Below are 22,995 nucleotides of genomic sequence, written 5' to 3' on the forward strand. Positions count from 1 at the left end.
CCAAAATCCCCTGCTGCTGGTGGTGCCGGCGGCCATCGCGGCGAGCTGCGCCTTCATGCTGCCGGTGGCGACACCGCCCAACGCCATCGTCTTCGGCTCGGGCTACGTGACCATCCCGCAGATGGCCAAAAGCGGTTTCGGCCTCAATCTCATCGGCATCCTGCTCACGGTGTTGGTGACCTATGCCATCGTGATCCCCGCCTTCGGCGTGGTGATCGGTGAGTTGCCGGCCTGGGTCGGAGCGCTCAAGCCCTGATTCCTCCTGCCATTCCGAGACGACGAAGGGGCCGCGCGAGTGGCCCCTTCGTCGTTGAAAGACCTTGTGCGGGTGCGCTAAGGGGTATAAACTAGCCCTTTTTGACGGCCGACCGCAGGCCGTTGCCGCATCGGGAGGACAGGGCATGGCCGAAACGACCCTCGGGGAGAAAATTCGCACGCTGCTGGAGATGATCAAATTCTCCCACACCATTTTTGCCTTTCCCTTCGCCCTGATGGGAGTGGTGCTGGCGAGTCTCGACAATCAGGCGCCGCCCTCCATCGGCCAGATTTTCTGGATCTGCCTGGCCATGATCGGCGCGCGCTCCGGGGCCATGGGCCTCAACCGCATCATCGACGCGAAAATCGACGCAAAAAATCCCCGCACCGCCGAGCGCCACATCCCGGCGGGCAAGGTCGCCCTGCGCGAGGCCTGGTTGTTCGTGCTGGGCGCTTTTGCCTTGATGCTGTTCGCCGCCTGGATGCTCAACCCTCTGTGCTTCACCCTGGCCCCCGTGGCCCTGTTTTTTCTGTTCCTCTACTCCTTCTGCAAGCGCTTTACCTCCCTGGCCCATGTGGTGCTGGGCGTCTGCCTGGCCGCCGCGCCCATCGGCGCCTATATCGCCCTGCGCGGCGACGTCAGCTGGCAGATCCTGGCCCTGGGCCTGGCGGTGCTGTTCTGGGTGGCGGGCTTCGACATCTTCTACGCCTTGCAGGATCTCGAATTCGACCGCGCCCAGGGTCTGCATTCCATCCCCGCGCGCTTCGGCGTGGAGCGCGCCCTGTGGCTGACGCGCGCTTTTCACGGGATGATGGTGTTCCTGCTTCTGCTGCTGCTCATCGGCACGGGGCTGGGCTGGATCTATTTCCTCGGGGTGTGCGTGGTGGCGGGCCTGCTGGTCTATGAACATCTGCTGGTCAAGCCCGAGGATCTGTCGCGGCTCGACGCGGCGTTTTTCAACATGAACGGCTACATCAGCGTGACGATCTTCGCGTTCACCCTGCTGGATGCCTTGCTCTAAAAAAGGCAAAGACCGGGGCGCGAATGAACGCGGAAAAGGCGGATCAGGCTCTGCTGGAATCCGCATTCATCCTGAAAATCCGCGACCTATTTTTGAGGATTTCATGGACAGGGCGATGAACCACATTCTGGTCGCGATTACCGGCGCCTCGGGGTCGATTTACGGCCTGCGCCTGGTGGAAGAGCTGCTGCGCGGCGAGCGCCGCGTGACCCTGCTGGTGACCCGCGCCGGCATGGAGGTGCTGCGCTACGAAACCGGCCTGGAATGGCGCGGCACCACCAGCGAGCGCCAGGCCTTGATGCGCGACTATTTCGGCGGGAGCGAGCGCCTGCTGCATTACGACGAGGGCGATCTCTTCGCGCCCGTGGCGAGCGGCTCCTCGGCGCCCGATGCCATGGTGGTGGCGCCCTGCTCCATGGGCAGCGCGGCGCGCATGGCCGCCGGCATCAGCGACAATCTGGTGGAGCGGGTGGCCGACGTGGTGCTCAAGGAACGTCGCGACCTGATCCTGGTGCCGCGCGAGACCCCCTTCAATCAGATGCACCTGGAAAACCTGCTGCGCCTGGCCCGCGCCGGAGCGCACATCCTGCCGGCCATGCCGGCCTTTTACCATCGCCCCCAGAGCCTCGGCGATCTGATCGATTTCGTGGTCGGCAAGATCCTCGACAGCCTGCGCATCGAGCACCAGCTGTTCGAGCGCTGGGGCGAGGGCTGAACCGGCCGAGCGGAAAGGTTTCTTGTCGTGCCCATGATCCGTTTGTTTGAAACCCTGCGCGCCAAGCTCGAAAGCGGCGCGCGCGTCTCCGATGCCGAGGCCCTGGCGCTGTTCGAAAGCAACGATCTGCTCGCCATCGGCGAGCTGGCCGCCCTGGCCAACCGGCGGCGCAACGGCGACAGGGTGTATTTCAACATCAACCGCCACATCAACTACACCAACCTGTGCGTCAACCGCTGCACCTTCTGCGCCTTCTGCAAGGGCGAGGAGGATGAGGGCTGCTACACCCTGGCGCTCAACGAGATTCTCGAAAAGGCCGGTGCCGCGGCCGCCGCGGGGGCCACGGAAATTCACATGGTGGGCGGGTTGCATCCCGAACTGCCCTTTGATTTCTACCTGGAGATGCTCGCCGCCCTGCGCGCCGACTGCCCGCAACTGCACCTCAAGGCCTTCACCGCCGTGGAAATCGACTATTTCGCCCGCATCACCGGCCAGAGCGTCGAGCAGGTCATCGCCGAGCTCAAGCAGGCGGGGCTGGGCTCCATGCCCGGCGGCGGCGCGGAAATTCTCGGCGCGCGGGTGCGGGAAAAAATCTGTCCGGAGAAGATTTCCGGCGAGCGCTGGCTGGAGGTGACCGAAAAGGTCCACCGCGCCGGACTCAAGACCAACGCCACCATGCTCTTCGGCCATGTGGAGGAGTACGCCGACCGCGTCGATCATCTGGCGCGCCTGCGCCGCCTGCAGGACCGCACCGGCGGCTTTCAGGCCTTCATCCCCCTGGCCTTTCAGCCCGACAATACGCGCGTGCCCGGCGCCAAGGGGGTGGGCGGCGTCGACGCCCTCAAGACCCTGGCCATCAGCCGCATCTACCTCGACAACTTCCGCCACATCAAGGCCTACTGGGTGATGCTCGGCCTCAAGATCGCCCAGGTGGCCCTGGCCTTCGGCGTCAACGATCTCGACGGCACGGTGGTGGAGGAAAAGATCGGCCACGACGCTGGCGCCGACTCGCCCCAGGCCCTGTCCAAGGAGCAGCTGTGCGCCCTGATCCGCAAGGCCGGGCGGGTGCCGGTGGAGCGCGATACGCTGTACAACGAGTTGCGGGTGTATTGATCTGTTTCAATATTCCCCCTCCCTTTATGGGAGGGGGCTAGGGGGAGGGCCTGAGGATGGGCATCATCCTGACGCAAGCCGCCAAGGATCTCAGAAAAAACTCCACCGATGCGGAACGCTTTTTATGGCAACACTTGCGAGGCAAGCGTTTTTTCGGGCTTAAGTTCCGGAGACAAGAACAGATCGGGCGTTTCATTGTGGATTTTGTCTGCTATTCCAAGGGTGTCGTGATTGAAGCCGATGGCGGTCAGCACCTTCAGGAAAAAGGCAAGGATGAAGAGCGTTCCCAGTGGCTAAATTCGCAAGGTTTTACGGTTATGAGATTTTGGAATCACGAGATTTTGACGAATATTGATGGCGTGTTGGAATCGATCAGGGCGCAATGTTTCGAGCGCCCCCTCTCCCCAACCCTCTCCCACGAAGGGGAGAGGGGGAGATAAGCAAATATGCTTGAAACCATCCAGGAAAACATCGCTGCAGGACAGCCGCTCAATCGCGAGCAGGCGCTGTGGCTGCTCACCGAGGCCGATCTGCTGGCGCTGGGCAAGCTCGCCGATCGCATCCGGCGGCGCAAGCATCCTCATGGGCGGGTGACCTTCGTCATCGATCGCAACGTCAACTACACCAACGTGTGCGAATCCAGGTGCAAGTTCTGCGCATTTTATCGTGGCGCCGACGCTTCCGATGCCTATCTGCTCGATCCCGAGGCGATCTTCGCAAAGGTCGCCGAACTGGTGGCGCACGGCGGCACTCAGTTGCTCATGCAGGGTGGCCTGCATCCCGAATTGAGAATCGACTGGTTCGAGGAGCTGTTTCGCGCCGTCAAGGAGCGCTTTCCCCAGGTGCAGGTGCACTCCCTCTCGCCCGCCGAGGTGATTCACATCTCCCGACTGTCGGGGCTTTCCATGCCGGAGTGCCTGCGCCGCCTGCAAGCCGCGGGGCTTGATTCGGTGCCGGGCGGCGGCGCGGAGGTGCTGGTGGATGAGGTGCGCCGGGAAATCTCGCCCAACAAGATCGGCTGGCGCGACTGGGCGGCGGTGATGGAAGAGGCGCACCGCCTGGGCATGCGCACCACGGCGACCCTGATGTTCGGCAGCAAGGAAGCGCCCGCCGACATCGTCGAGCACCTGCTGCGCGTGCGCGATATCCAGGCGCGTACCGGTGGCTTCACCGCCTTTATTCCCTGGACCTATCAGCCGTCCAACACCGAACTGGGCGGCGAGACGGCCGGCGGCGTCGAGTACCTCAGGGTGCTGGCCCTCTCGCGCATCCTGCTCGACAACATCGCCAACATCCAGGCGAGCTGGGTGACGCAAGGCGCGATGCTGGCCCAGGTGGCGCTGTTCTTCGGCGCCAACGACCTGGGCGGCACCATGCTCGAGGAAAACGTGGTGGCCGCCGCCGGCTGCTCCTTTCGCCTGAGCATCGAGGAGATCATCGAACTGGCGCGCGGCGCCGGATTCACGCCGGCCAAGCGCAACACTCTGTATCAGATCCTGGAAGAATATTAGCCACCTCGGGAGAGCCCATGATTCCCCTGCGCCCCAACATCAAGCAAATGGCCGGCTACGTGCCCGGCTTCCAGCCCCGCGACGAGCAGCGCTGGATCAAGCTCAACACCAACGAAAATCCCTATCCGCCCAGCCCCCGGGTGCGCGAGGCGATTCTCGCCGAACTGGGCGAGGACGGGGCGCGGCTGCGCCAGTATCCCGACCCGCCGAGCACGGCGGCGCGTGCCGAGGCGGCGCGTCTCTACGGTTTCGATCCGTCCTGGGTGATCCTGGCCAACGGCTCGGATGAACTGCTCAACAACCTGATTCGCGCCTTTGCCGACGCCGGCGAGGAAATCGCCTACGTCCATCCCTCCTACAGCTATTACGCGACCCTGGCCGAGATCCAGGGGGCGCGGGTGCGCACCTTCGGCCTGGGCGAGGGCTGGGAGCTGCGCGACTTTCCCGCGCGCTACGAGGGCAAGCTGTTTTTCCTCACCAACCCCAACGCACCCCTGGGTTTTACCTATCCGCTGTCCTTTATCGAGGAACTCGCCGAGCGCATGAGCGGCATGCTGGTGGTGGATGAGGCCTATGCCGACTTTGCCGATGAAAATGCCCTGGCGTTGGTGAAAAAGCGCGAAAACGTCGTCGTTACCCGCACCCTGTCGAAGAGCTACGCCCTGGCCGGCATGCGCCTGGGGCTGGCGATTGCCCGTCCCGAGGTGATCATCGCCCTCGACAAGATCCGCGATCACTACAATCTCGACCGCCTCGCCCAGGCCGCGGCCCTGGCCGCCCTGGGCGATCAGGAGTATTTTCGCGCCGGCGTGGAAAAAATCCGCGCGACGCGCGACTGGTTCAGCACCGAGCTGCGGGTGATCGGCTACGGCGTCATTCCCTCCAGCGGCAACTATGTGTTCGCCTCGCCTCCCGACCGCGACGGCAAGCGGGTTTACGACGCGCTGTTCGCGCGGCGTATCCTGGTGCGGCATTTCTCCGACCCGATTCTGCGCCACGGCCTGCGCATCTCCATCGGCACCCGCGCGGAGATGGAGGCGACCCTGGCGGCCCTGGCCGAGATCGGCTAGTGGCCAAGTCGCCCGGACCCCCCGCCAAAACGCTCTTGCCCTTCGACCCGTCCGAGGTGGCGCGACGCCTGCTCAGCTGGTACGGCGCGGCGGGGCGCGATCTGCCCTGGCGGCGCAGCCGCGATCCCTACCGCATCTGGCTCTCCGAGGTCATGCTGCAACAGACCACGGTGGAGGCGGTAATCCCCTATTTCGAGCGCTTTCTCGCGGTCTTCCCCGACGTGGAGCGACTCGCCGCGGCGCCCCTGGATGAGGTCATCGGCCTCTGGGCGGGGCTGGGCTACTATTCCCGCGCGCGCAATCTGCACGCCGCCGCCCGCCGGGTGGTGGAGGAGCACGGGGGCTGTTTTCCCGATTTCCTGGAGGGCCTGATGGCCTTGCCCGGGATCGGTCGTTCCACCGCCGGGGCGATTCTCTCCATCGCCTTTGACCAGCCCGCGCCGATTCTGGACGGCAACGTGCGCCGGGTGCTCTGCCGCCTTTTCGCCCTGGAGGACAATCCGCGCTCCAGCGGTGCGGAGAAGCTGCTCTGGGCCTGGGCGGGTAAGCTGACCCCGGATGAGCGTCCCCATGATTACGCCCCGGCGATCATGGACCTCGGCGCGACCCTGTGCACGCCGCGCCGCCCGGATTGCCCGCGCTGCCCCCTGGCGGAGCTGTGTCGCGCGCGGGCCCTGGGACTGGCGGAGCGTCTGCCTGTGGCGGCGAGTAAAAAGGCGGTTCCCGAGGTTCTGCGCGTGGCGCTGCTGCTGCGACGCGGCGCGGAGCTGCTGGTGTGTCGGCGCCCCTATCGCGGGTTGCTCGGCGGCCTGTGGGAATTCCCCGATGCCGAGGTGCCCGCCGGCGCCAGTCCCGAAGCGACGGCTGCCGCCCTGGCGGCGCGCCTTGGCGGCGCGGAAGTGCACGGCGTCGGCGCGGTGCGTCACGCCTACAGCCATTTTCGCCTTGATTTGCGCCTGTATCGCGCCGAGTTCGTCGCCGCCTCGTCGGTCGCCGAGGGCGAGGATTGTCGCTGGCTCGCGGCGCCCGCTCTGGCGCGGCTGGCCTTGCACGGCGCGCACAAAAAGGCGCTGCGCCTGCTGGATGCGGGCTGAGTCCCGCCGCGTCCTGCGGCGCTCTCCGAACACTAACTTTCCCTTTTAGCCACGGAGCCGGTTCCATGCCGCAAACCCCGATCCTGACCACCCCCGCCGAGCTGAATGCCCTAGCCGAGGAGCTGGCCCGCGAGGCGGCCATCGCCGTCGACCTCGAAGCCGACTCCATGCACCACTATCGTGAGCAGGTGTGTCTGCTGCAGATATCCACCCCGGCGCGCACGGTGCTTATCGATCCCTTGAAGCTGCGCGACCTCTCGCCCCTGCGGCCGATTCTGGCCGATCACGCCATCCGCAAATATTTCCATGCCGCCGATTACGACATCCGCTGTCTTTACCGCGACTTCGCCCTGGAGGTGCGCGGGCTGTTCGATACCATGGTCGCCTGCCAGTTTCTCGGCGAGGAGCGGGTGGGGCTGGCCGATGTGCTGCAGAAGTATTTCGACGTGAGCCTCGACAAGCGCTTTCAGCGCGCCGACTGGTCCAAGCGACCCCTGTCCGGCGAGATGATCCGCTACGCCGCCGAGGACACCCGGCACCTGCATCGTCTGGGAGAATGGCTGGAGGGCCGGCTGGCCGCCAAGGGCCGCCTGGAATGGGTTGCCGAGGAATTCGCCCTGCTGGAAAGGGTGCGCCACACGGAAAACGACGGTCCCCTCTACCTGCGCTTCAAGGGCGCCGGGCAACTGGCGCCGCGCCCGTTGGCGATCCTTGACGCGCTGCTGCGTTTTCGCGATGAGGAGGCGCGGCGCCGCGACTGCCCGCCCTTCAAGGTGCTGGGTAACGCCGCGCTGCTGGAAATGGCGCGCCGCGCCCCGGGCAGCCTGCAGGCCCTGGTGGGTCTGGAAGGTATGCCGGCGCGCCTGGTGGAGCGCTACGGCAGCCGTCTGCTCAAGCTCATCGAAGCGGCCCTGGCGCTGCCCGAGGCGCAGTTGCCGGTCTTTCCGCGCGGCGAGCGGGCAGCGCGCGATCCCGAGGCGGAGCGGCGCCTGGATCAGCTGAAGAAGTGGCGCGCCGCCAAGGCTGCGGACTTGGGCATGGAACCGGGGATTCTCATCAACAACGCCGCCCTCGAGGAACTCTCGCGGCGCCCGCCCGCCTCCCTGGCGGAGCTCACCGCCGGTGGCCTGAAGAGTTGGCAGAGGGAGGTGCTTGGCGCCGAAATTTGTGCCGTGCTCTTCGCTCCCCAATGAAAAGGCTGCGTGCCTTCGCCCCCCATGAGCGCACCCTGGCGACCCTGCTCAAGGGCCGCCTGGAGCAGGAAGGCATTGCCTGCCTGCTGCGCAACGAGGAACTCTTCGCCGCCCTAGGCGAGATTCCCTTTCTCGAATGCCGCCCCGAGCTCTGGGTGGTGGACGACGAGGTGCTGCCGCGCGCCCGGCAGCTGCTCGAACACTGGCTGGACGAGGAACGGATGGCGCCGCCCTGGCGCTGCCCCGGTTGCGGCGAGGAACTGGAAGGGCAGTTCGACCGCTGCTGGCAATGCGGCCGCGAGCGGGGCTGAGCCTCAACGCGTCTTGCCGGGTATGCCCGGTTCGGTCATGGGTCGCGGGTCGAGCAGCCGCGTCAGTTCCTCCTCGCCCAGCAGCTTTTTCTCCCGGATCACCTCGCGCACGGTTTTCTTTCCCGCCCAGGCCTCCTTGGCGATGGCCGCGGCCTGGTCGTAGCCCAGAGCCGGCGCCAGCGCGGTGACCATGGCCAGACTCTCCTCCACCAGCCCCTCGCAGCGCGCGCGGTCGGCATTGAGGCCCTGGACGCAGCGGGCGCCGAACAGCCGCGCCGCGTTGCCGAGCAGTTCGATGCTCTGCAAAAGGTTGTGGCTCATCATCGGCATCATGGTGTTGAGCTCGAAATTGCCCGAGAGCCCGCCCAGGCTGAGGGCCGCGTCGTTGCCGATCACCTGGGCGCAGACCTGCATGAGGCTCTCGGCCATGACCGGATTGACCTTGCCCGGCATGATGGAGCTGCCCGGCTGCACCGCCGGCAGTTCCAGCTCGCCCAGCCCGCAGCGCGGTCCGCTGCCCAAGAAGCGAATGTCGTTGGCGATCTTGAACAGCGCCGTGGCGCAGGCCTTGAGGGCGCCGCTCAGGTTGACCACCGCGTCGCGGCCGGCCTGCGCCTCGAAGTGGTTGGCCGCCTCGCGCAGGTGCAGGCCGCTGACCTGGGCCAGCCCGGCGATGACCTTGGCGGCGAACTCGGGGTGGGTGTTGAGGCCGGTGCCCACCGCCGTACCGCCCAGGGGCAGTTCGTTGAGGCCGCTGGAGGCGCCCTCCAGCCGACGGATGGCCAAGGCCACCTGGCGCGCGTAGCCGGAAAACACCTGACCGAGACGGATGGGCACGGCATCCTGCAGGTGGGTGCGGGCGATCTTGACGATGGCGTCGAAGGTGCCTGCCTTCTCGCCCAGGGCCTCCTGCAGCTCGAACAAGGCGGGAATCAGGCGCTGCCTCACTTCCACGGCCGCCGCCAGGTGCAGGGCGGTGGGAAAAACGTCGTTGCTCGACTGGCCGAGGTTGACGTGATCGTTGGGATGCACCGGCCGCGCGCCCGGCGCGGCGCCGAGCAGCTGCGCGGCGCGCGCGGCGATGACCTCGTTGGCGTTCATGTTGGTGCTGGTGCCCGAGCCGGTCTGGAACACATCCACCACGAAATGGGCGTCAAGCTCCCCGGTGATGACCTCCTCGGCGGCGTCCATGATGGCAAGGGCGATCTCCTTGTCGAGCAGACCCAGTTCCAGGTTGGCGCGCGCGGCGCCCTCCTTGATCTGCCCCAGGGCGCGGATGAAGGGGCGCGGCAGGCGCAGGCCCGAGACGGGAAAGTTCTCCACCGCGCGGGCGGTCTGGGCGCCGTAGAGCGCCGCGGCCGGCACGCGCATCTCGCCCATGGAGTCTTTTTCAATCCGATATTCGCTCATGATGCTGCTCCTCGGAAAAAGCCGGAAAGGCTCATTGGACACGGATCAAATCTGATCAAGGCAGATCAGGCAAAAAAAAAGCAAGTGCCAAAGAATCGACGAATACTTGGTTTTCAAGCAAGTCCTGGGTTTTCCAATCCGATTTGATCAGATTTGATCCGTGTACCCTTGCCTTTTGCCCAAGTTCTTAGAATTCTCGCCGCCGGCAGGGATTTGTCAATATTTTCAAGATCCCGCGATGCAGGCTTGGTCGTGCCGCGCAACCTGGAGTAGAATGCGTCAATGAGCGATCTGGCCTTTTTTCTTATCCTCTTCAGCGCCTTCATGCACGCCCTGTGGAATCTGCTGGTCAAGCGCAGCGTCGACAAGACGGTGTTCATCTGGTGGATGTTCATCAGCTCGGGGCTGCTGCTCAACCTGACCCTGGTCTTTCTGCCCGAGCCCTTCCCGGTGCCCGATCCGCGCATTCTGCTCCTCGGCGCGGCGGGCGGCCTGTGCTTCGTGGTGTACCACCTGTTCAACGGCCGCGCCTATCGCGACGGTGACCTGTCCCTGACCTATCCCCTGGCCCAGACCTCCATGCTCTACGTGCCGGTCTGGGGGGTGCTGTTCTTCGGCGAACAGCTTTCGTCCCCCGGGCTGCTCGGCATCGCCCTGATCGCCGCCGGCGCCTACAGCATCCAGCTGCGCCGCCTGTCCTTGGACGAGGTGCTGCGCCCCTTTCGCAGCCTGCGCGAGCCGCCGGTGATTGCCGCGCTGATCGCCGGGTTCGTCTACTCGGTGGGGGCGGTGGTGGACAAGACCGGCGTGACGCTCTATCCGCCCTTTCACTTCACCTATCTGCTGGTCATGTTCATGCTGGTGTTCATGAGCGCCAACCTGCTGCGGCCGCGTTACCGCGGGCGGGTGCTCGGCGAGTGGCGCCGCAGCCGCCATCTGATCCTCGCCTCCGGACCGGTGATGATGGGCTCCTTTCTCACCTTCCGCTACGGCCTGCAATTGGCGCCGGTCAGCTACGCCGTCCCCGTGCGCCAGGTGAGCCTGCTCATCGGGGTGCTCATCGGCGTGCTGTTCCTGCACGAAAGCTGCGGCCGCATCCGCTTCGCCGCCGCCCTGGTGATCCTCGCCGGGGCTTGTCTCATCCGCTTAGGCTAAGGTGGTTATGAAAAATCTCGCCAACTTTTTCTTCGAAGCCGGGATGCTCAAGCGCACCCCGCGCACCGGCTTTCAGTTTCTCGGCTCGGGGGCCGAATCGGTGGCCGAGCACATCTTTCGCGCCACCCTCATCGGCTATTCCCTGGCACGTCTGGACGGCGGCGTGGATGTCGGTCGGGTGCTGGCCCTGTGCCTGTTTCACGACATTCCCGAGGCGCGCACCGGCGATCTCAACTACGTCAACAAGAAGTACGTGCAGGTCGATGAGGAGCGCGCCGTGGACGATCTCGCGCGCACGCTGCCCTTCGGCGACGACTATCGCGGCCTGCTCGCCGAGTTCGCCGCCGGCGAGACGCCCGAGGCGCGCATCGCCCACGACGCCGACCAACTGGAAATGATTCTGGCGCTCAAGGAATACAAGGATCTCGGCAACCGCTACGCCGACGAGTGGTATCCCTTCGCCGTGCGCCGCCTGCGCACCGAGAGCGCCAAGCGGCTGGCCGAAACCATCTGGGCCACGGATTCCACGCGCTGGTGGTTCGATGAGAACAGCGACTGGTGGGTGCGGGGGCGCAAGTAGGCGGTTTTCGGCGGTTGACGCGCACCTCATGAGGTGTTAATAATACCTGCTTCGTCACCTCACCAAGAAAGGCCGGCCATGCTCGATCTCAAATATCTGCGCGACCATCTCGACGAGGTGGAGCGACGCCTCCAGCAACGCGGCGGCGAACTCAACCTTTCCGGCTTTCGTGACCTCGACCAGCGGCGCCGCGCCCTGCTGCAGGAAGCCGAAACCCTCAAGGCCGAGCGCAACCAGGTGTCGGCGCTCATCGGCCGCACCAAGGACAAAAGCCAGGTGCAGGGCGAGATCGCACGCATGAAGGAGGTCTCCGAGCGCATCAAGGGCCTCGATGCCGAACTCAAGAGCGCGGAAGAGGCCTTGCAAGCGCTGCTCATGCAGATTCCCAACATCCCGCACGAGCAGGTGCCCGTTGGGCAGAGCGAAAACGACAACCTGGAGGTGCGCAGCTGGGGCGCGCCGCCGCGCTTTTCCTTCACTCCCAAGGCCCACTGGGACCTGGGCGAGGAACTCGGTATCATCGACTTCGAGCGGGCGGGAAAAATCACCGGCGCGCGCTTTTCCCTCATGCGTGGGGCCGGTGCGCGCCTGGAGCGCGCCCTGATCAATCTGATGCTCGACCTGCACACGCAAGAGCACAAATATGTTGAAGTATTGCCGCCCTTTATGGTAAACAGAGACTCCATGACGGGGACCGGACAGCTCCCCAAGTTCGAGAGCGATCTTTTCCATACCGATGATGTCGATTTCTTTCTGGTGCCGACGGCCGAAGTGCCGGTGACCAACATCCACCGCGATGAGATCCTGGCCGCCGCCCAACTGCCGATTTCCTACACCGCCTACACGCCCTGCTTCCGCAAGGAGGCAGGTTCTCACGGGCGCGACGTGCGCGGCCTGATCCGTCAGCACCAGTTCAACAAGGTCGAGCTGGTCAAGTTTACCCGCCCCGAGGATTCCGACGCCGAGTTGCAGTCCCTGCTCGGCCATGCCGAGAAAGTGCTGCAGATCCTCGAACTGCCCTATCGCGTGGTGGATCTGTGCAGCGGCGACCTGGGCTTTTCCGCCGCCCGCACCTTCGATATCGAAGTCTGGCTGCCCGGCCAGCAGGCCTATCGCGAGATTTCCTCCTGCTCCAACTTTCGCGATTTTCAGGCCCGCCGTGCCGGTATTCGCTTCCGCCGCGAGGAAGGCGCCAAGCCCGAATTCGTGCACACCCTCAACGGCTCGGGACTGGCGGTGGGACGCACCCTGGTGGCGATCCTGGAAAACCATCAACAGGAGGATGGCTCGGTGGTGGTTCCCGGGGCCCTGCGCCCCTACATGGGCGGCCTGGAGCGCATCGGCAAGAGTTGAGCAAGGCCTGCGGAGGAGTGGCCGAGTGGTTTAAGGCGGCGGTCTTGAAAACCGTTGAGCGAAAGCTCCGTGGGTTCGAATCCTACCTCCTCCGCCAAATTAAGCTGTGGGTAGGATTCGAAGCGAAGTGAGCGCAGCCCCAAGGCTGAAAAGCGGCCCCGGATGGGGCGCGTCAGCGAACGCAGGGGGGCCCGCGCCGGAGCCGCCCGGAAGGCGGCGACAGAGTGGGCGAATCCTACCTCCTCCGCCAAATTAAGCTGTGGGTAGGATTCGCAGCGCAGTCAGGATTCAAATTTTCAGCAGGTTTTACGGAGAGGTGGCCGAGTAGGTCGAAGGCGCTCGCCTGCTAAGCGAGTGTACGGGGTAAACCCGTACCGAGGGTTCGAATCCCTCCCTCTCCGCCACTTTAAAGCATTTTTCCCTACCCAGTTTCCTCTCTCGTTTTCCCCTGGTCATAATTCATGGCGTGTGCCCGACCAAGAAGCCTAAGACAAACCTATCCTTCATTCCTGGTCCTGGCTCTGCTGTTCTTGCTGATGCTGGGGTGTTCGGAGTCCAAGGAGCCGGAACCCCTGCCGGCTGCGCCGGTTCAGGACAGCGCGCCTCCGCCGCCGGCCCGTCGAGCCCAGGTGGTGATCCCCGCGGAAGTCAGGGGCCAGTGGAAAGCGGTGCAAATTGCCGTGCTCGATCGCGAAACCGGCCAGGAAACCCTGCATACGGTGGATGTCGGCGCGGAATTCCACCTGGAGGGAACCCGGATCGGGGTCAGGGTGCAGACGTTTCTCCCCGACTTCATCATGCACGGGCTGACCATGACCTCCTCCTCCAACCAGCCCAACAACCCGGGGGTGCAAATCCGCATCCGCGAAGGCGACGAGGAACTGTTCGCCGGCTGGTTGTTCAGTCTCTACCCCGACGCCCATGCCTACTATCATCCGCGCTACGGTTTTACCCTGGTGGATTTTATTCCCGCCACCCCGGCGGACGAAAATCCTGAGAAATAAGTCTTGACATCCGAGCGGTTTTGAGCGATAAGAATAACCTCTTTGCGCGCCTCTAGCTCAGCTGGATAGAGCGTCTGACTACGGATCAGAAGGCCGGGAGTTCGAATCTCTCGAGGCGCGCCACTTACAAATCAAGGGCTTGGCACTTTTCGGTGCTAAGCCCTTTCGTGTTTTGGAGTGCCGAGGTTCCGTAGGTGGTCCGGCGTGCACGTTGACGAACTCGCGGCTTCCTGCCTAACAGTGCGTATCCTGCGCCGTCGCGTAGATCCCAGCATTGCGCTCGGGGTAGCTCTCGTATACATGCTCAAACACCGCTGAGCACTTTTGCCGGTAGATGTCGGGGGAGTAGGCGCGCGGCAGACCGGTGTCGAGAATGTCTTCGATGGCGAGCTTCAGCTGGGAGCGCGCCGTCGATTTCTGCCGCCAGTTGAGCACCAGCAGTTCCTTGAGGCGGGCCAGAAGCTCACGCGCCACCTTCTTGACCTCGGCACGCTCTTCGGTGCTTAAGGCAGGAGCCGGCCTGGTAAGAATGTCGAAGATGACCAGTTCCTCCTCGGAGATGTTCTCGCGGATGTGGCGCTCCTGCTCCTCGGTGAGGCTGTTGCTCAGCCTGAGCAGTTCCTCGAAAAGCTCCTCGATGTTGCGGCTGCCGTTGTTGTAGCTCTCGATCAGCTCCTCGAACTTCTCTGCGAAGTCGGCGCGGGTGCGGTTGAGGCGGATCATCTTCTCGAGCTGGGCACGGATGGCGGCCTTGAGCACTTCGAGGTCGGTGTTCTTGTGTTTCGATTGTTTGACGCGTTGCGCCAGAGCCTCGAAATTGATCTTCGACAGGTCGAGAGCCGCCGGCCCCTCTTCGCGGATGGTCATGCCGGTGATCGAGTCGTCGAGCAGGGTGTTGATCTCCCCCATGATTGCCGAGATGTCCGGAGGGTCGGGATTCAGTCTGGCGCGGATCGCCTCGGCCAGGGTCGCGAGACAAGCGACGCGACCGGCAAACTTCAGCGCGGCCGGGTCAGGCTTGACGGCGCGGTAGAGGGTGCTGACCAGACGCTCATGGGCAAAGAAGTCCCGCCGCAGCGGATCGGGAGAGATCAGAGCGTCCATGGCATTCCCAAGCCATTGCAGCCGCTCTTTGCTGGCGACAGGGAGTGCCTCGATCGCCGCGAGATTCACCCCTTGGGCCGTGCAGAAGGCGGTCGCCCCAGTGACGGCCCGGTGCAACTCCTCGACTAGCTGCTGCTTGTCCTTGACCGGAGACTTCCCTCCCTTGCCGGCGCCGTAGATCGCCAGTGCCTTTTCGAGGGAGGCGAAGACGTTGGCGTAGTCAACGATCGAACCGCTGTGCTTGCCGGGGAAAACCCGGTTGGCGCGGGCGATGGTCTGCATCAGGGTGTGGTTGCGCATCGGCTTGTCGAGGTAGACCGTCGAGCAGCTCGGCGCGTCGAAGCCGGTCAGCCACATGGCGCAGACAAAGACTAGGCGCAGCGGATCGGCGGTGTCCTTGAAGCGTTCGTCGAGCGGCGGCTGCGATTCGTTCATACGCTTGCGGTGGGGCTGAATGTCGAGCCCTAGCTTCTGCATCTGCTGGATCTCGTTCTGCCCCGGCGAGACGATCAGCGCCATATCGGTGCTGGTCAGCACGGCAAGGCGGGCCTTGAGTTCGGCGCTTCTCAGGTCGCGCCGGGCTTGTTCGGGGCTCCCCTCGCCGCGTGGCAGGTAGGCGAGTTCCCCCAGCTCTTTCTGTACGCGTTCGGTTTCCTGTGCCCAGTACTTTTTGACCTTGTCGTGCATGCGCAGTGCGGTTGCCTTGTCGATGGAGACGACCATCGCCTTACCGGCAAAGCCTCGGCCGAGGAAGTGCCGCACGATGTCCTTGGCGACGGTCTCCAGGCGGTCGTCGCGGGTGAGGATGTGGTACTGGCGGGAGAGCTCCCGCTCCAGCTTTGCCTCCTGGGCAGGGTCGAGTTCCGCCTCTTCGACCAGACGGTAGATGTCGTCGTTGAGGTCGGGGTTGACCAGTTGCAGCTCGGGGGTGCGGTTCTCGTAGAAGAGCGGCACCGTGGCGCCGTCCTCGATCGATTGCTGGAAGTCGTAGATCGAGATGTAGTCGCCAAAGACCTCCCTGGTGCGCTCCTCGCCGGCGATCAAGGGGGTGCCGGTGAAGGCCAGGAACATCGCCCTGGGCAGAGCGCTCCGCATGTTCAGCGCCAGGGTGTCGTACTGGCTGCGGTGGGCCTCGTCGGTCAGCACGATAACGTCGGAGCGGTCGCAGAGCAGCTCCGGGGTCTGGAACTTGTGGATCAGGGTGAAGACGTAGCGGTGGTTGCCGCGCAGCAGCTCGCGCAGGTGGGCGCCGCTCGACGCATGGCACTCGTCCCCGTCGGTCTCGGAGACCGCCCCGACCGCCTTGAAGGTCTTAGCGATCTGGTCGTCGAGCTCGACACGGTCGGTAACGACGACGAAGGTCCAGTTGCCAATCAATTTCCGTAGAATCTTCTGGGCGAAGAAGACCATCGAGAAGCTCTTGCCGGAGCCCTGCGTCTGCCAGAAGACGCCAATCCCGTTCGGGCTTGGCGTCTTGCCCTCACCCCTGGCCCCTCTCCCAGAGGTAGAGGGGAATATCTCGGCCTCAAGTTGGCGCAAAAAATCTTCGGGATGTTTCTGCACTAATTCGTTCGGAAATCGCAGGATTTTCTGGCCCAGGGTGTGTAGATAGGCGTCTCGGGTTGCATCCTTTTGAGCGACATCAGGCGTTTGGTGGATTTCACCGTCGATTTCGAGCACAAGCTTATGCTCTGCGCAATAGAAGTCGGCAATGTAATTGCCGATCTGATGCTGACGTCGGAACTTTAGTCCGGCAAAGCGCCGATCCCGCAATAGTTCCCAGACAAACTCTTCTGCCGAGGTCTGTTCCCGCCTCAACTCCCGTGAGCGTTCGACTAATCCGGAGAAATACAACCCGCCACGATAATTGAACCCCTCGCCCTCTGGGAGAGGGGCAGGGGTGAGGGTTGCGGCGGCAGAAGGTCGAATCCGCAATAACGAACGAATCGCCGCATTGACGCCGAGGTACTGGTGGTTCTGGCCGAGGATCTTGACCAGCCCGGCCTTGTGCTCGGAGAAGAGGGTGAAGTTCTCGACCAGGTCGAGGATGCGGGTGCGGTCGCAGGTGCCGCGCAGCATCACCTCCAGCGAAACCCGGCGTGGTTCGTCCTCGCGCTCGATCCGCTTCCACTCGAAGAAGCGCCCCCAGTCGGCGGTGAGGGAACCGACGCGGCTATCGGTGCCGTTACTGGCGATGAGCAGGGCGTTGTACCAGAAGAGTGCCGGGATCTGCTGCTTGTAGTGGGTGAGGTTCTCGTCGAAGGCGTTGCGGGCCAGGACGCCGGGCTTCTTGAGTTCGATCACCACCCACGGCAGGCCGTTGACGAAGGCGACCAGATCGGGGCGGCAGGTGTAGAGGGTGCCGGTGACGCTGAACTGGCTGACGAGCAGGAAGTCGTTGTTTTCGGGGTTCTCCCAGTCGACGACCCGCAGGCGCTCAGTCTTCTGACCGCCGTGCTCCCGGTCGGGGACCGAGACAGGAATCCCCTCCTTGAGCAGGCGGTAGACCTCACGGTTGGCCGCCTCCAGGCTCATGGCCGAACGGTCGCGGACCAACTCGTCAATGGCGTTTCTGATCGCTTCCGGCGGCAGGGTCGGGTTGAACTTGCCTAACGCCACGCGCAGGCGCTCCACCAGCACCACCTCGCCCTTGGTCTCGCGGCCGAGCGTGCCACCCTCACCGAAGGTCTCCTCAAGGGCGCAAATCGTCTGCCAGCCAAGGACCGCAAAGAGGCCGATGGCGGGTTGTTCAACGAGTTGGTCTTCGGTGTAGGGGTGCGGGGTCATAGTTTACGGGATGCGAGCAATAATCGCGGTTTCGATGCCAAGAATTTGGTTGTAGCGCGTCTGGAACATCGCCTTGTCAGTATTCACGTAGGCGTTTCTTGGGTCATCGTGTTCAGTGACGCTCAGTTTGGCGTATAGATCTCGTAGCGCTGTTGCTTCTGCTGGGAGCAACGCGACAACTTTGGTGAAGCTCTGGAAAGCAGTGACGGCTTGGCTTTTTTGTTTGTATTGATGTCTCTGGTGGTTGAAAACATGCGTGTTTACTACCGACTCGATCAGCCGACGCAGCTTTCCAGCAAGCTCCTCTTTTTGGGATTTAGATGGCTCTCCCGCCGCTGCCAAAATGGTACTGATGTCGGCTTTTAGATCATCAATTTTCTCGCTGTAATTGGCAACAACCGTACAGTTTTCAAGAACATGCACGGAAAGATGACTGTCGAGACCGGCTTGGTTCATCGTTGTTTGGAGGTGTACAAAGAACTCCCAGTTGTGCGTCAGGACAATAATCTGTTTTGCAGGGTGCTTCACGGCAAAATCCCGCAGCCTAGCGCAATAATTAGCAATGTAGTTGTAGTCGAAGCTGGATATGGGGTCGTCGAATACCAAGACGGATTGTGGGCACGTTTCGAGTTCTGCAAAGAATAGCGCAAGGGCATGAAGCCTCTGTTCTCCCTCGCTCAACACGCCCACGATGCCCTTGCCGCCGATCTGCGGCAACACTGTCACCGCTGCATCTAAGCCTTTCCTAGCGAGTTTTACGCCAAATGCCGCCATGTCCTTTTCCGCTAGTGCACGATATTCAGCGTCCAGGCGTGCCTCAAAGTCCGTGACGACCAATTCCTCGTGGGCATCCTTGGCTGCTCCGGTGATTCGCTTCAGAACTTGGGTAAAAGTCGGCAGCTTTGCCGTCCAAAACTGCGCGTTGTTTACTAGTTGCTGTGCTTCTCGCAACTTGTCAATCCCATCGACAATCGCCTGTGCATACTCCAGAGGTTCTAGCTCAGCGCGCATAGTTGCCAATTGCGTCAGCAACTCATCCCGTCCCACAGCGGCGGCATCGATGGCGGCTTTCTTCGCCTCCATTTGCGCCGTCCATGTAACCACCGATGCTTTGAGCGAATCCAATGTGGCTTTGGCCTCTGTTGTCGGCTCTTGCGTGCCATTGCAGCAGGCTACGATCAACTCCGCACCTGCGTTGGCAGCAGAAAGAATGTCGCCGGAGACGGTCTTGCACTTGTCCCACGCTTTCCGATCAATTTTTCCGATGGAGTCTGCAAACTCTTGAGCTTTGGCAAGATCGGCCTTGATGGTGATGATTTCTTTTTCCAGCTCTCCAACGAGCAGAACGTGATACTGCTTGAATAACTCTACTTCGGGACTTCCCAAGTCGCGCTTGCAGAGTGGGCACGCTTGGCCTGTAGCTACGTCCATTTTGCACAATTGAGATGCAGAGCGGATTAGCGAAAGAAGATTCTCAAGCGTCCCGCCCTCCGGGACAAGTCCCTTTGCAAGTTCTTCTTGTGCGGCCAGTTTGCTCTGGAGGGCAGTTGCTTTCTTTGTTGGCTCAAGCGCCCAGAGTTCGGGAGCGGTGCTTAGCAGGGAGGTCAGGTCCTTCAGCAAGACTTCTAACTCTCGATGCTCTGCGCGGAGCAACTTCAGACCTCCCTCTGAAGTTGCTTTTTCCAGTTCTGCTACGACAACGCGTTTTCCTCGTAATAATTCTTGGTCCTTGAATTCCTCCCCGAGCTTGATTTGAGACGCGAGGGTGGGCGTCGTTTTGTCATCAATAAGCGCTAAAGGGCGGGTCTGGAATTTCGCAAAGTCGGATCGTATCGTCTGCAATGCTTTGATCAATTTTGCGGCGTTGTCTTGTTGAGCTCGTTGTAGATCCTCGCGGAGCTTTGTCGTTAACGCTTTTGTCCACTCAAAAACATGCAGTCTGAACGGCGCAACAAGAATCACCCGTCCCGGCTCGATCGCGTCAGTCACGTTCTGAATCGCAATCGCCGTGTCGAAGTATTTGACCGTCGCACGCCTCGGTCCGTATCCCGTGGCAGGTGTCCACATTAGTGGGCTGGCGTCGCTTCTGAATTTGAAGCGAAACGTAGGGATTGCTGCGCCTGCAGCGCGGACATTTTCAAGGGGTCGATTAGGTTGCTCCGGTGACGCGAGTACCTTCAATGATTCGCAGAGGCTTGATTTACCACTACCGTTCGCGCCGAAAATCAAAGTGACGCGCTTTCGAAAACTCACATCGAGAGCATCGCCGAGGAGTTTGAAATTCGCGAAACCCGAGAGTTGTTCAAGTGAGTCAGCTGGGACTGGAGCCCCTGCAACAGCAGCAGCGGCAGCGGCTGAACCAGTTCGAATGTAGCTGGCGTTCCCCGTGTAAAGGGCGAAAAGCACATCAAGCATCTGCTGATCGAGAGCTGAGACGCCACTTACAGCTGCAAGGTCGCAGACCATTCTGAACCAATGCTCGTTAACTTCAGTGGCGAGGTCGTTCAAATAGCCAACAGCATCTGGATGCTTGGGCATGGGTCAATGCTCCTCGATGTCGATCTGCCCCGACAACAGGCGCGGCAGGAGTAGGTCACGGGTACGGCGGAGATTGACAGACTGCCTGAGGAGATTTGTCAGGAGCAAACGAATCTCGCCAACACTCCGATCGAACTGTTCAATTAAGTCGTGTGGAGGCAAAATGAATTTGTAATCGGTGACCACACCTGCACTGGCGCTTTTGCGAGTTGTGCCGGTAGAAGCGCCAGTAATGTAAGCGTAGTATTCAGCGGACTCCATGAGGTAGAACAAAAAGTAAGAACTCAGTCGGTTGTCTTTTGGTGCAACGCGGATGAGATAAGAGGCGAACACTGCGTCCACTTCCTGTTCAACAATTCCAACCTTTCCTGGGTCGGCCATGCGGATGACAAATACGTCACCTCTTCTAACGGCGTACTTTTCTTTGGCCTCGTCTGAGATTGGGCAGTAAGGAACTTGCGACCAGTCGATGTAGCTGGTCTTGTTCATATCCATCCCACGAAGGTATTTCGGGCCAACAGGCGATTCATTTGTTGACTCGGTGTAACCATATTGCGTTGTCACCAACTCTGATAGCTTCTTCACCTCCCACCCCTGCGGAATCTCGCCGAGGGGGGACGGGAGGCGGGGGACGGATTCATGGCCGGGGAAACGGAAGTTGACGAACCACTCGCGGTAGAGGGCGCGGGCCATCGACTCCAAAACCTTGATGCGTCGCTGGCTGTTCTCGATCAGCCCGTCGTAGGCGGACAGGATGCCGGCGACGCGTTGCTGAATGGGGAAAGCGACTTTTGGTACTCGGACGGGATAGACGAAGTTGCGATTCAGCGACTGCTGCGCGCTGCCGGAGTTGAGCGACGAGAAGTCCAAGCTTTCCAGTAGGTAGCGGACAAAAAGCGGGTCGTTGCCCTTGAAGTCCGTTACGAATATCGTTGTGTTGTGTGGCCAAAAGTCCTGTCTGACGTATGTGACCTTTCCGAACGAGGCGCCGCTCCGTCCGAGCGTTATGCCCGGCCCCTTGGCTCTGGAGGTGTCGTGATAGCCGTGAATTCCAGCAGAACCCACTACGGGAATGCAACCAGGGCGTCGCTGCCTCTCGGTGAGATCGTACCCACGCTGGAGGCTGATTAGGTCGCCAAGCGTCGTCGTTTCCATCCTCACACCTCCAGAATCCCCGCCACATTCGCGGCAATAGTCTGCTCCAACTCCCGCGCTTGGGCATTCAACACTTCCAGTTCCTCGTTCAACGCCTCCAACTGCTCCTTGAAGTCCTCGTCACTGACCTCCTCGCCCGGTGCGACGCCGACGTAGCGCCCGGGGTTGAGCGACCAGCCCTGCGCCTCGATCTCGGCCAGCGTCGCCGCCTTGCAAAGGCCGGGGATGTCGGAGTAGGCCGGTTGCTTGCCGAAGACCTCCTTGAGCCTGGCCTCGGCCTCTTTGCCGCCGAAGGTGGTGTCGAGCGCCTCGCCGCGATAGAGGCGGACGAGGTTGGCGATGAAGCCGATCTGCGCCTGGGTCCAGTCGCGGTGGGCGCGGTCGATCTGGCGGTAGATGTGTCGGGCGTCGATGAAGAGCACGGTGTCGGCACGCTCGGTCTTGGCCTTGCCCTTGTCGAGGAACCAGAGGGTGCAGGGGAGCGTGACGGTGTAGAACATGTTGGGGCCGACGGCGACCATGACGTCGACCGCTCGCGCCTCGATCAGCTGCTGGCGCAACTCCTGCTCGCTGGCGCGGGCGTCGGAGGCTGAGTTGGCCATGACGAAGCCGGCGCGGCCCTGGGCGCCGAGCGCCGAGTAGAAGAGCTGAATCCAGAGGTAGTTGGCGTTGTCGGTGCGCGGCAGGCCGAAAGGGTAGCGGCGCCCCTTGCCAACCATCTCCTTGAGCCGCTCCTTGTCGACGGCGTTGACGTTGAAGGGGGGATTGGCGAGGACGAAGTCGAACTGGCCGGTGGCGGTGTGCGGGTCGTCGTAGTAGCTGTTGACATTGCCGCCGTGGCGGATGTCGCCTTCCAGTCCATGAACGGCGAGGTTGAGGCGGCAGAGGCGGCCGGTCTCGTCGGTTTTCTCGACGCCGCAGATGGCGAGCTCGGCGGCCGGATTCTGCTGGTGTTCGGCGACGAAGCGGGCCGACTGCACGAACATGCCGCCGGAGCCGCAGGCCGGGTCGAGGATGCGGCCGTGGAACGGTTCGATGATCTCGGTGAGCAGGCGCACGATGGCGCTCGGGGTGTAGAACTCGCCCCCCTTCTGCCCTTCGGTGCGGGCGAACTCGCCGAGGAAGTATTCGTAGATGCGACCGAAGGCGTCGAAGTCGACCGAGGCGGGGATCTCGGAGACCTTCTTCAGCAGCTCCTTGAGCAGAGTGCCGGTGAAGAGGTTGTAGGTCTTGGGGAGGACGCCGGCGAGCTGCGGATTGTGCTTCTCGATCTCGCGCATGGCGGCGTTGACCCTGGCGCCGATGTCGGCGGCCTCGGGCAGCGTCAGCAAATAGTCGAAGCGCGCCTCAGGGGCAAGATAGAGGATGCCGTCGGCATGGTAGGCGGCAGGCTCGTCCACACGGCTGCCGCGCCGCGAGCTGGCGCCGGCGGCATCAAGTTTCTTGTGCTGGAGGGCGAAGCGCACCTCGGCGAAGCGCAGAAAGATCAGGCCGAGGATCGGGCCGGAGTACTCCTGCGGCTTCAGGCCCGAGTTGGCGCGGAACTGGTCAGCGGCATCCCAGAGGTTCTTCTCCAGGGTGGCGGTGGCGGCATCTTTTTCGGCGGGGGCAATCCAGTGCATGGG

At 62.6% G+C, this 22,995-nt stretch carries 19 protein-coding genes and 3 tRNA genes; 17 read left to right on the forward strand and 5 right to left on the reverse strand.

Annotated elements, in window-relative coordinates; genetic code table 11:
- The 10 genes from QAT43_RS04015 to QAT43_RS04060 all read left to right on the forward strand — a co-directional run.
- Positions 1 to 256, forward strand: a 256-nt coding sequence (locus QAT43_RS04015; protein ID WP_305041755.1) for an anion permease, incomplete at its 5' end; no start/stop codon positions are given.
- Positions 257 to 401: 145 nt separating this feature from the next.
- Positions 402 to 1,277 carry a UbiA-like polyprenyltransferase gene (locus QAT43_RS04020; protein ID WP_305041756.1) on the forward strand — a complete coding sequence of 292 codons (876 nt, stop codon included), beginning with the start codon at positions 402 to 404 and terminating at the stop codon, positions 1,275 to 1,277.
- A 115-nt stretch (positions 1,278 to 1,392) separates the two neighbouring features.
- Positions 1,393 to 1,992, forward strand: a complete 600-nt coding sequence (locus tag QAT43_RS04025; protein WP_305041757.1) for a UbiX family flavin prenyltransferase — start codon at positions 1,393 to 1,395, stop codon at positions 1,990 to 1,992.
- 33 nt (positions 1,993 to 2,025) lie between these two features.
- Positions 2,026 to 3,105, forward strand: a complete 1,080-nt coding sequence (gene mqnE, locus QAT43_RS04030; protein WP_305041758.1) for an aminofutalosine synthase MqnE — start codon at positions 2,026 to 2,028, stop codon at positions 3,103 to 3,105.
- Between the two features lie 56 nt (positions 3,106 to 3,161).
- A complete protein-coding gene (locus QAT43_RS04035; RefSeq protein WP_305041759.1) occupies positions 3,162 to 3,545 on the forward strand; it encodes an endonuclease domain-containing protein in 384 nt (127 codons plus the stop codon).
- Between the two features lie 6 nt (positions 3,546 to 3,551).
- Positions 3,552 to 4,616 carry a cyclic dehypoxanthinyl futalosine synthase gene (mqnC, locus tag QAT43_RS04040; RefSeq protein WP_305041760.1) on the forward strand — a complete coding sequence of 355 codons (1,065 nt, stop codon included), beginning with the start codon at positions 3,552 to 3,554 and terminating at the stop codon, positions 4,614 to 4,616.
- 17 nt (positions 4,617 to 4,633) lie between these two features.
- Positions 4,634 to 5,686 (forward strand): histidinol-phosphate transaminase, encoded by a 1,053-nt coding sequence (hisC, locus tag QAT43_RS04045; RefSeq protein WP_305041761.1) that lies wholly within the window; start codon positions 4,634 to 4,636, stop codon positions 5,684 to 5,686.
- Entirely contained in the window at positions 5,686 to 6,780 is a 1,095-nt protein-coding gene (gene mutY / locus QAT43_RS04050; RefSeq protein ID WP_305041762.1) for an A/G-specific adenine glycosylase, read from the forward strand. Before hisC ends, mutY begins: the two co-directional genes overlap by 1 nt.
- A gap of 65 nt (positions 6,781 to 6,845) precedes the next feature.
- On the forward strand, positions 6,846 to 7,973 hold the full coding sequence (locus QAT43_RS04055) for a ribonuclease D (RefSeq protein WP_305041763.1): 1,128 nt from the start codon (positions 6,846 to 6,848) through the stop codon (positions 7,971 to 7,973).
- Positions 7,970 to 8,284 (forward strand): putative signal transducing protein, encoded by a 315-nt coding sequence (locus QAT43_RS04060; RefSeq protein WP_305041764.1) that lies wholly within the window; start codon positions 7,970 to 7,972, stop codon positions 8,282 to 8,284. Before QAT43_RS04055 ends, QAT43_RS04060 begins: the two co-directional genes overlap by 4 nt.
- 3 nt (positions 8,285 to 8,287) lie before the next feature.
- Here the strand turns inward: QAT43_RS04060 and QAT43_RS04065 are convergent, their stop codons facing one another.
- The gene (locus QAT43_RS04065; RefSeq protein WP_305041765.1) at positions 8,288 to 9,694 is read right to left on the reverse strand and encodes a class II fumarate hydratase; all 1,407 of its coding nucleotides are present in this window, start codon (positions 9,692 to 9,694) and stop codon (positions 8,288 to 8,290) included.
- Between the two features lie 282 nt (positions 9,695 to 9,976).
- Here QAT43_RS04065 and QAT43_RS04070 point away from each other — a divergent pair, with 282 nt between their 5' ends.
- From QAT43_RS04070 to QAT43_RS04100, 7 genes are all read left to right on the forward strand, one after another.
- The gene (locus tag QAT43_RS04070) at positions 9,977 to 10,849 is read left to right on the forward strand and encodes an EamA family transporter (protein WP_305041766.1); all 873 of its coding nucleotides are present in this window, start codon (positions 9,977 to 9,979) and stop codon (positions 10,847 to 10,849) included.
- 7 nt (positions 10,850 to 10,856) lie between these two features.
- Complete coding sequence (locus QAT43_RS04075) at positions 10,857 to 11,429, forward strand: HD domain-containing protein (protein ID WP_305041767.1); 573 nt, start codon at positions 10,857 to 10,859, stop codon at positions 11,427 to 11,429.
- Positions 11,430 to 11,507: 78 nt separating this feature from the next.
- On the forward strand, positions 11,508 to 12,782 hold the full coding sequence (gene serS / locus QAT43_RS04080; RefSeq protein WP_305041768.1) for a serine--tRNA ligase: 1,275 nt from the start codon (positions 11,508 to 11,510) through the stop codon (positions 12,780 to 12,782).
- Between the two features lie 11 nt (positions 12,783 to 12,793).
- A tRNA-Ser gene (locus QAT43_RS04085) sits at positions 12,794 to 12,879 on the forward strand.
- Positions 12,880 to 13,092: 213 nt separating this feature from the next.
- A tRNA-Ser gene (locus tag QAT43_RS04090) sits at positions 13,093 to 13,186 on the forward strand.
- 126 nt (positions 13,187 to 13,312) lie between these two features.
- Positions 13,313 to 13,786 carry a hypothetical protein gene (locus tag QAT43_RS04095; RefSeq protein WP_331517407.1) on the forward strand — a complete coding sequence of 158 codons (474 nt, stop codon included), beginning with the start codon at positions 13,313 to 13,315 and terminating at the stop codon, positions 13,784 to 13,786.
- Between the two features lie 46 nt (positions 13,787 to 13,832).
- Positions 13,833 to 13,909 (forward strand) — tRNA-Arg (locus tag QAT43_RS04100).
- A gap of 111 nt (positions 13,910 to 14,020) precedes the next feature.
- On the opposite strand, the gene QAT43_RS04105 is transcribed toward QAT43_RS04100, so the two are convergent.
- From QAT43_RS04105 to QAT43_RS04120, 4 genes are read right to left on the reverse strand one after another with little or no spacing between them, the layout of a single operon-like run.
- Complete coding sequence (locus QAT43_RS04105; RefSeq protein ID WP_305041769.1) at positions 14,021 to 17,677, reverse strand: HsdR family type I site-specific deoxyribonuclease; 3,657 nt, start codon at positions 17,675 to 17,677, stop codon at positions 14,021 to 14,023.
- Between the two features lie 3 nt (positions 17,678 to 17,680).
- The gene (locus QAT43_RS04110) at positions 17,681 to 20,215 is read right to left on the reverse strand and encodes an AAA family ATPase (RefSeq protein WP_305041770.1); all 2,535 of its coding nucleotides are present in this window, start codon (positions 20,213 to 20,215) and stop codon (positions 17,681 to 17,683) included.
- Between the two features lie 3 nt (positions 20,216 to 20,218).
- A complete protein-coding gene (locus QAT43_RS04115) occupies positions 20,219 to 21,370 on the reverse strand; it encodes a restriction endonuclease subunit S (RefSeq protein WP_305041771.1) in 1,152 nt (383 codons plus the stop codon).
- 2 nt (positions 21,371 to 21,372) lie between these two features.
- Positions 21,373 to 22,992: a class I SAM-dependent DNA methyltransferase gene (locus tag QAT43_RS04120; protein ID WP_305041772.1), complete on the reverse strand. Its 1,620-nt coding sequence runs from the start codon at positions 22,990 to 22,992 to the stop codon at positions 21,373 to 21,375.
- Positions 22,993 to 22,995: the final 3 nt, after the last annotated feature.

Origin of the sequence: Geoalkalibacter sp. (assembly GCF_030604225.1) — a bacterium.
Lineage (GTDB): Bacteria > Desulfobacterota > Desulfuromonadia > Desulfuromonadales > Geoalkalibacteraceae > Geoalkalibacter.

Bases quoted from the DNA above. Each gene is read 5' to 3' on its own strand.
- serS (WP_305041768.1), top strand. From the start codon at position 11,508: ATGCTCGATCTCAAATATCTGCGCGACCATCTCGACGAGGTGGAGCGA.
- QAT43_RS04025 (WP_305041757.1), top strand. From the start codon at position 1,393: ATGAACCACATTCTGGTCGCGATTACCGGCGCCTCGGGGTCGATTTAC.
- QAT43_RS04060 (WP_305041764.1), top strand. From the start codon at position 7,970: ATGAAAAGGCTGCGTGCCTTCGCCCCCCATGAGCGCACCCTGGCGACC.
- QAT43_RS04020 (WP_305041756.1), top strand. From the start codon at position 402: ATGGCCGAAACGACCCTCGGGGAGAAAATTCGCACGCTGCTGGAGATG.
- QAT43_RS04110 (WP_305041770.1), bottom strand. From the start codon at position 20,215: ATGCCCAAGCATCCAGATGCTGTTGGCTATTTGAACGACCTCGCCACT.
- hisC (WP_305041761.1), top strand. From the start codon at position 4,634: ATGATTCCCCTGCGCCCCAACATCAAGCAAATGGCCGGCTACGTGCCC.
- QAT43_RS04075 (WP_305041767.1), top strand. From the start codon at position 10,857: ATGAAAAATCTCGCCAACTTTTTCTTCGAAGCCGGGATGCTCAAGCGC.
- QAT43_RS04105 (WP_305041769.1), bottom strand. From the start codon at position 17,677: ATGACCCCGCACCCCTACACCGAAGACCAACTCGTTGAACAACCCGCC.
- QAT43_RS04055 (WP_305041763.1), top strand. From the start codon at position 6,846: ATGCCGCAAACCCCGATCCTGACCACCCCCGCCGAGCTGAATGCCCTA.
- mqnC (WP_305041760.1), top strand. From the start codon at position 3,552: ATGCTTGAAACCATCCAGGAAAACATCGCTGCAGGACAGCCGCTCAAT.
- QAT43_RS04035 (WP_305041759.1), top strand. From the start codon at position 3,162: ATGGGCATCATCCTGACGCAAGCCGCCAAGGATCTCAGAAAAAACTCC.
- QAT43_RS04070 (WP_305041766.1), top strand. From the start codon at position 9,977: ATGAGCGATCTGGCCTTTTTTCTTATCCTCTTCAGCGCCTTCATGCAC.
- QAT43_RS04120 (WP_305041772.1), bottom strand. From the start codon at position 22,992: ATGCACTGGATTGCCCCCGCCGAAAAAGATGCCGCCACCGCCACCCTG.
- QAT43_RS04115 (WP_305041771.1), bottom strand. From the start codon at position 21,370: ATGGAAACGACGACGCTTGGCGACCTAATCAGCCTCCAGCGTGGGTAC.
- mqnE (WP_305041758.1), top strand. From the start codon at position 2,026: ATGATCCGTTTGTTTGAAACCCTGCGCGCCAAGCTCGAAAGCGGCGCG.
- QAT43_RS04065 (WP_305041765.1), bottom strand. From the start codon at position 9,694: ATGAGCGAATATCGGATTGAAAAAGACTCCATGGGCGAGATGCGCGTG.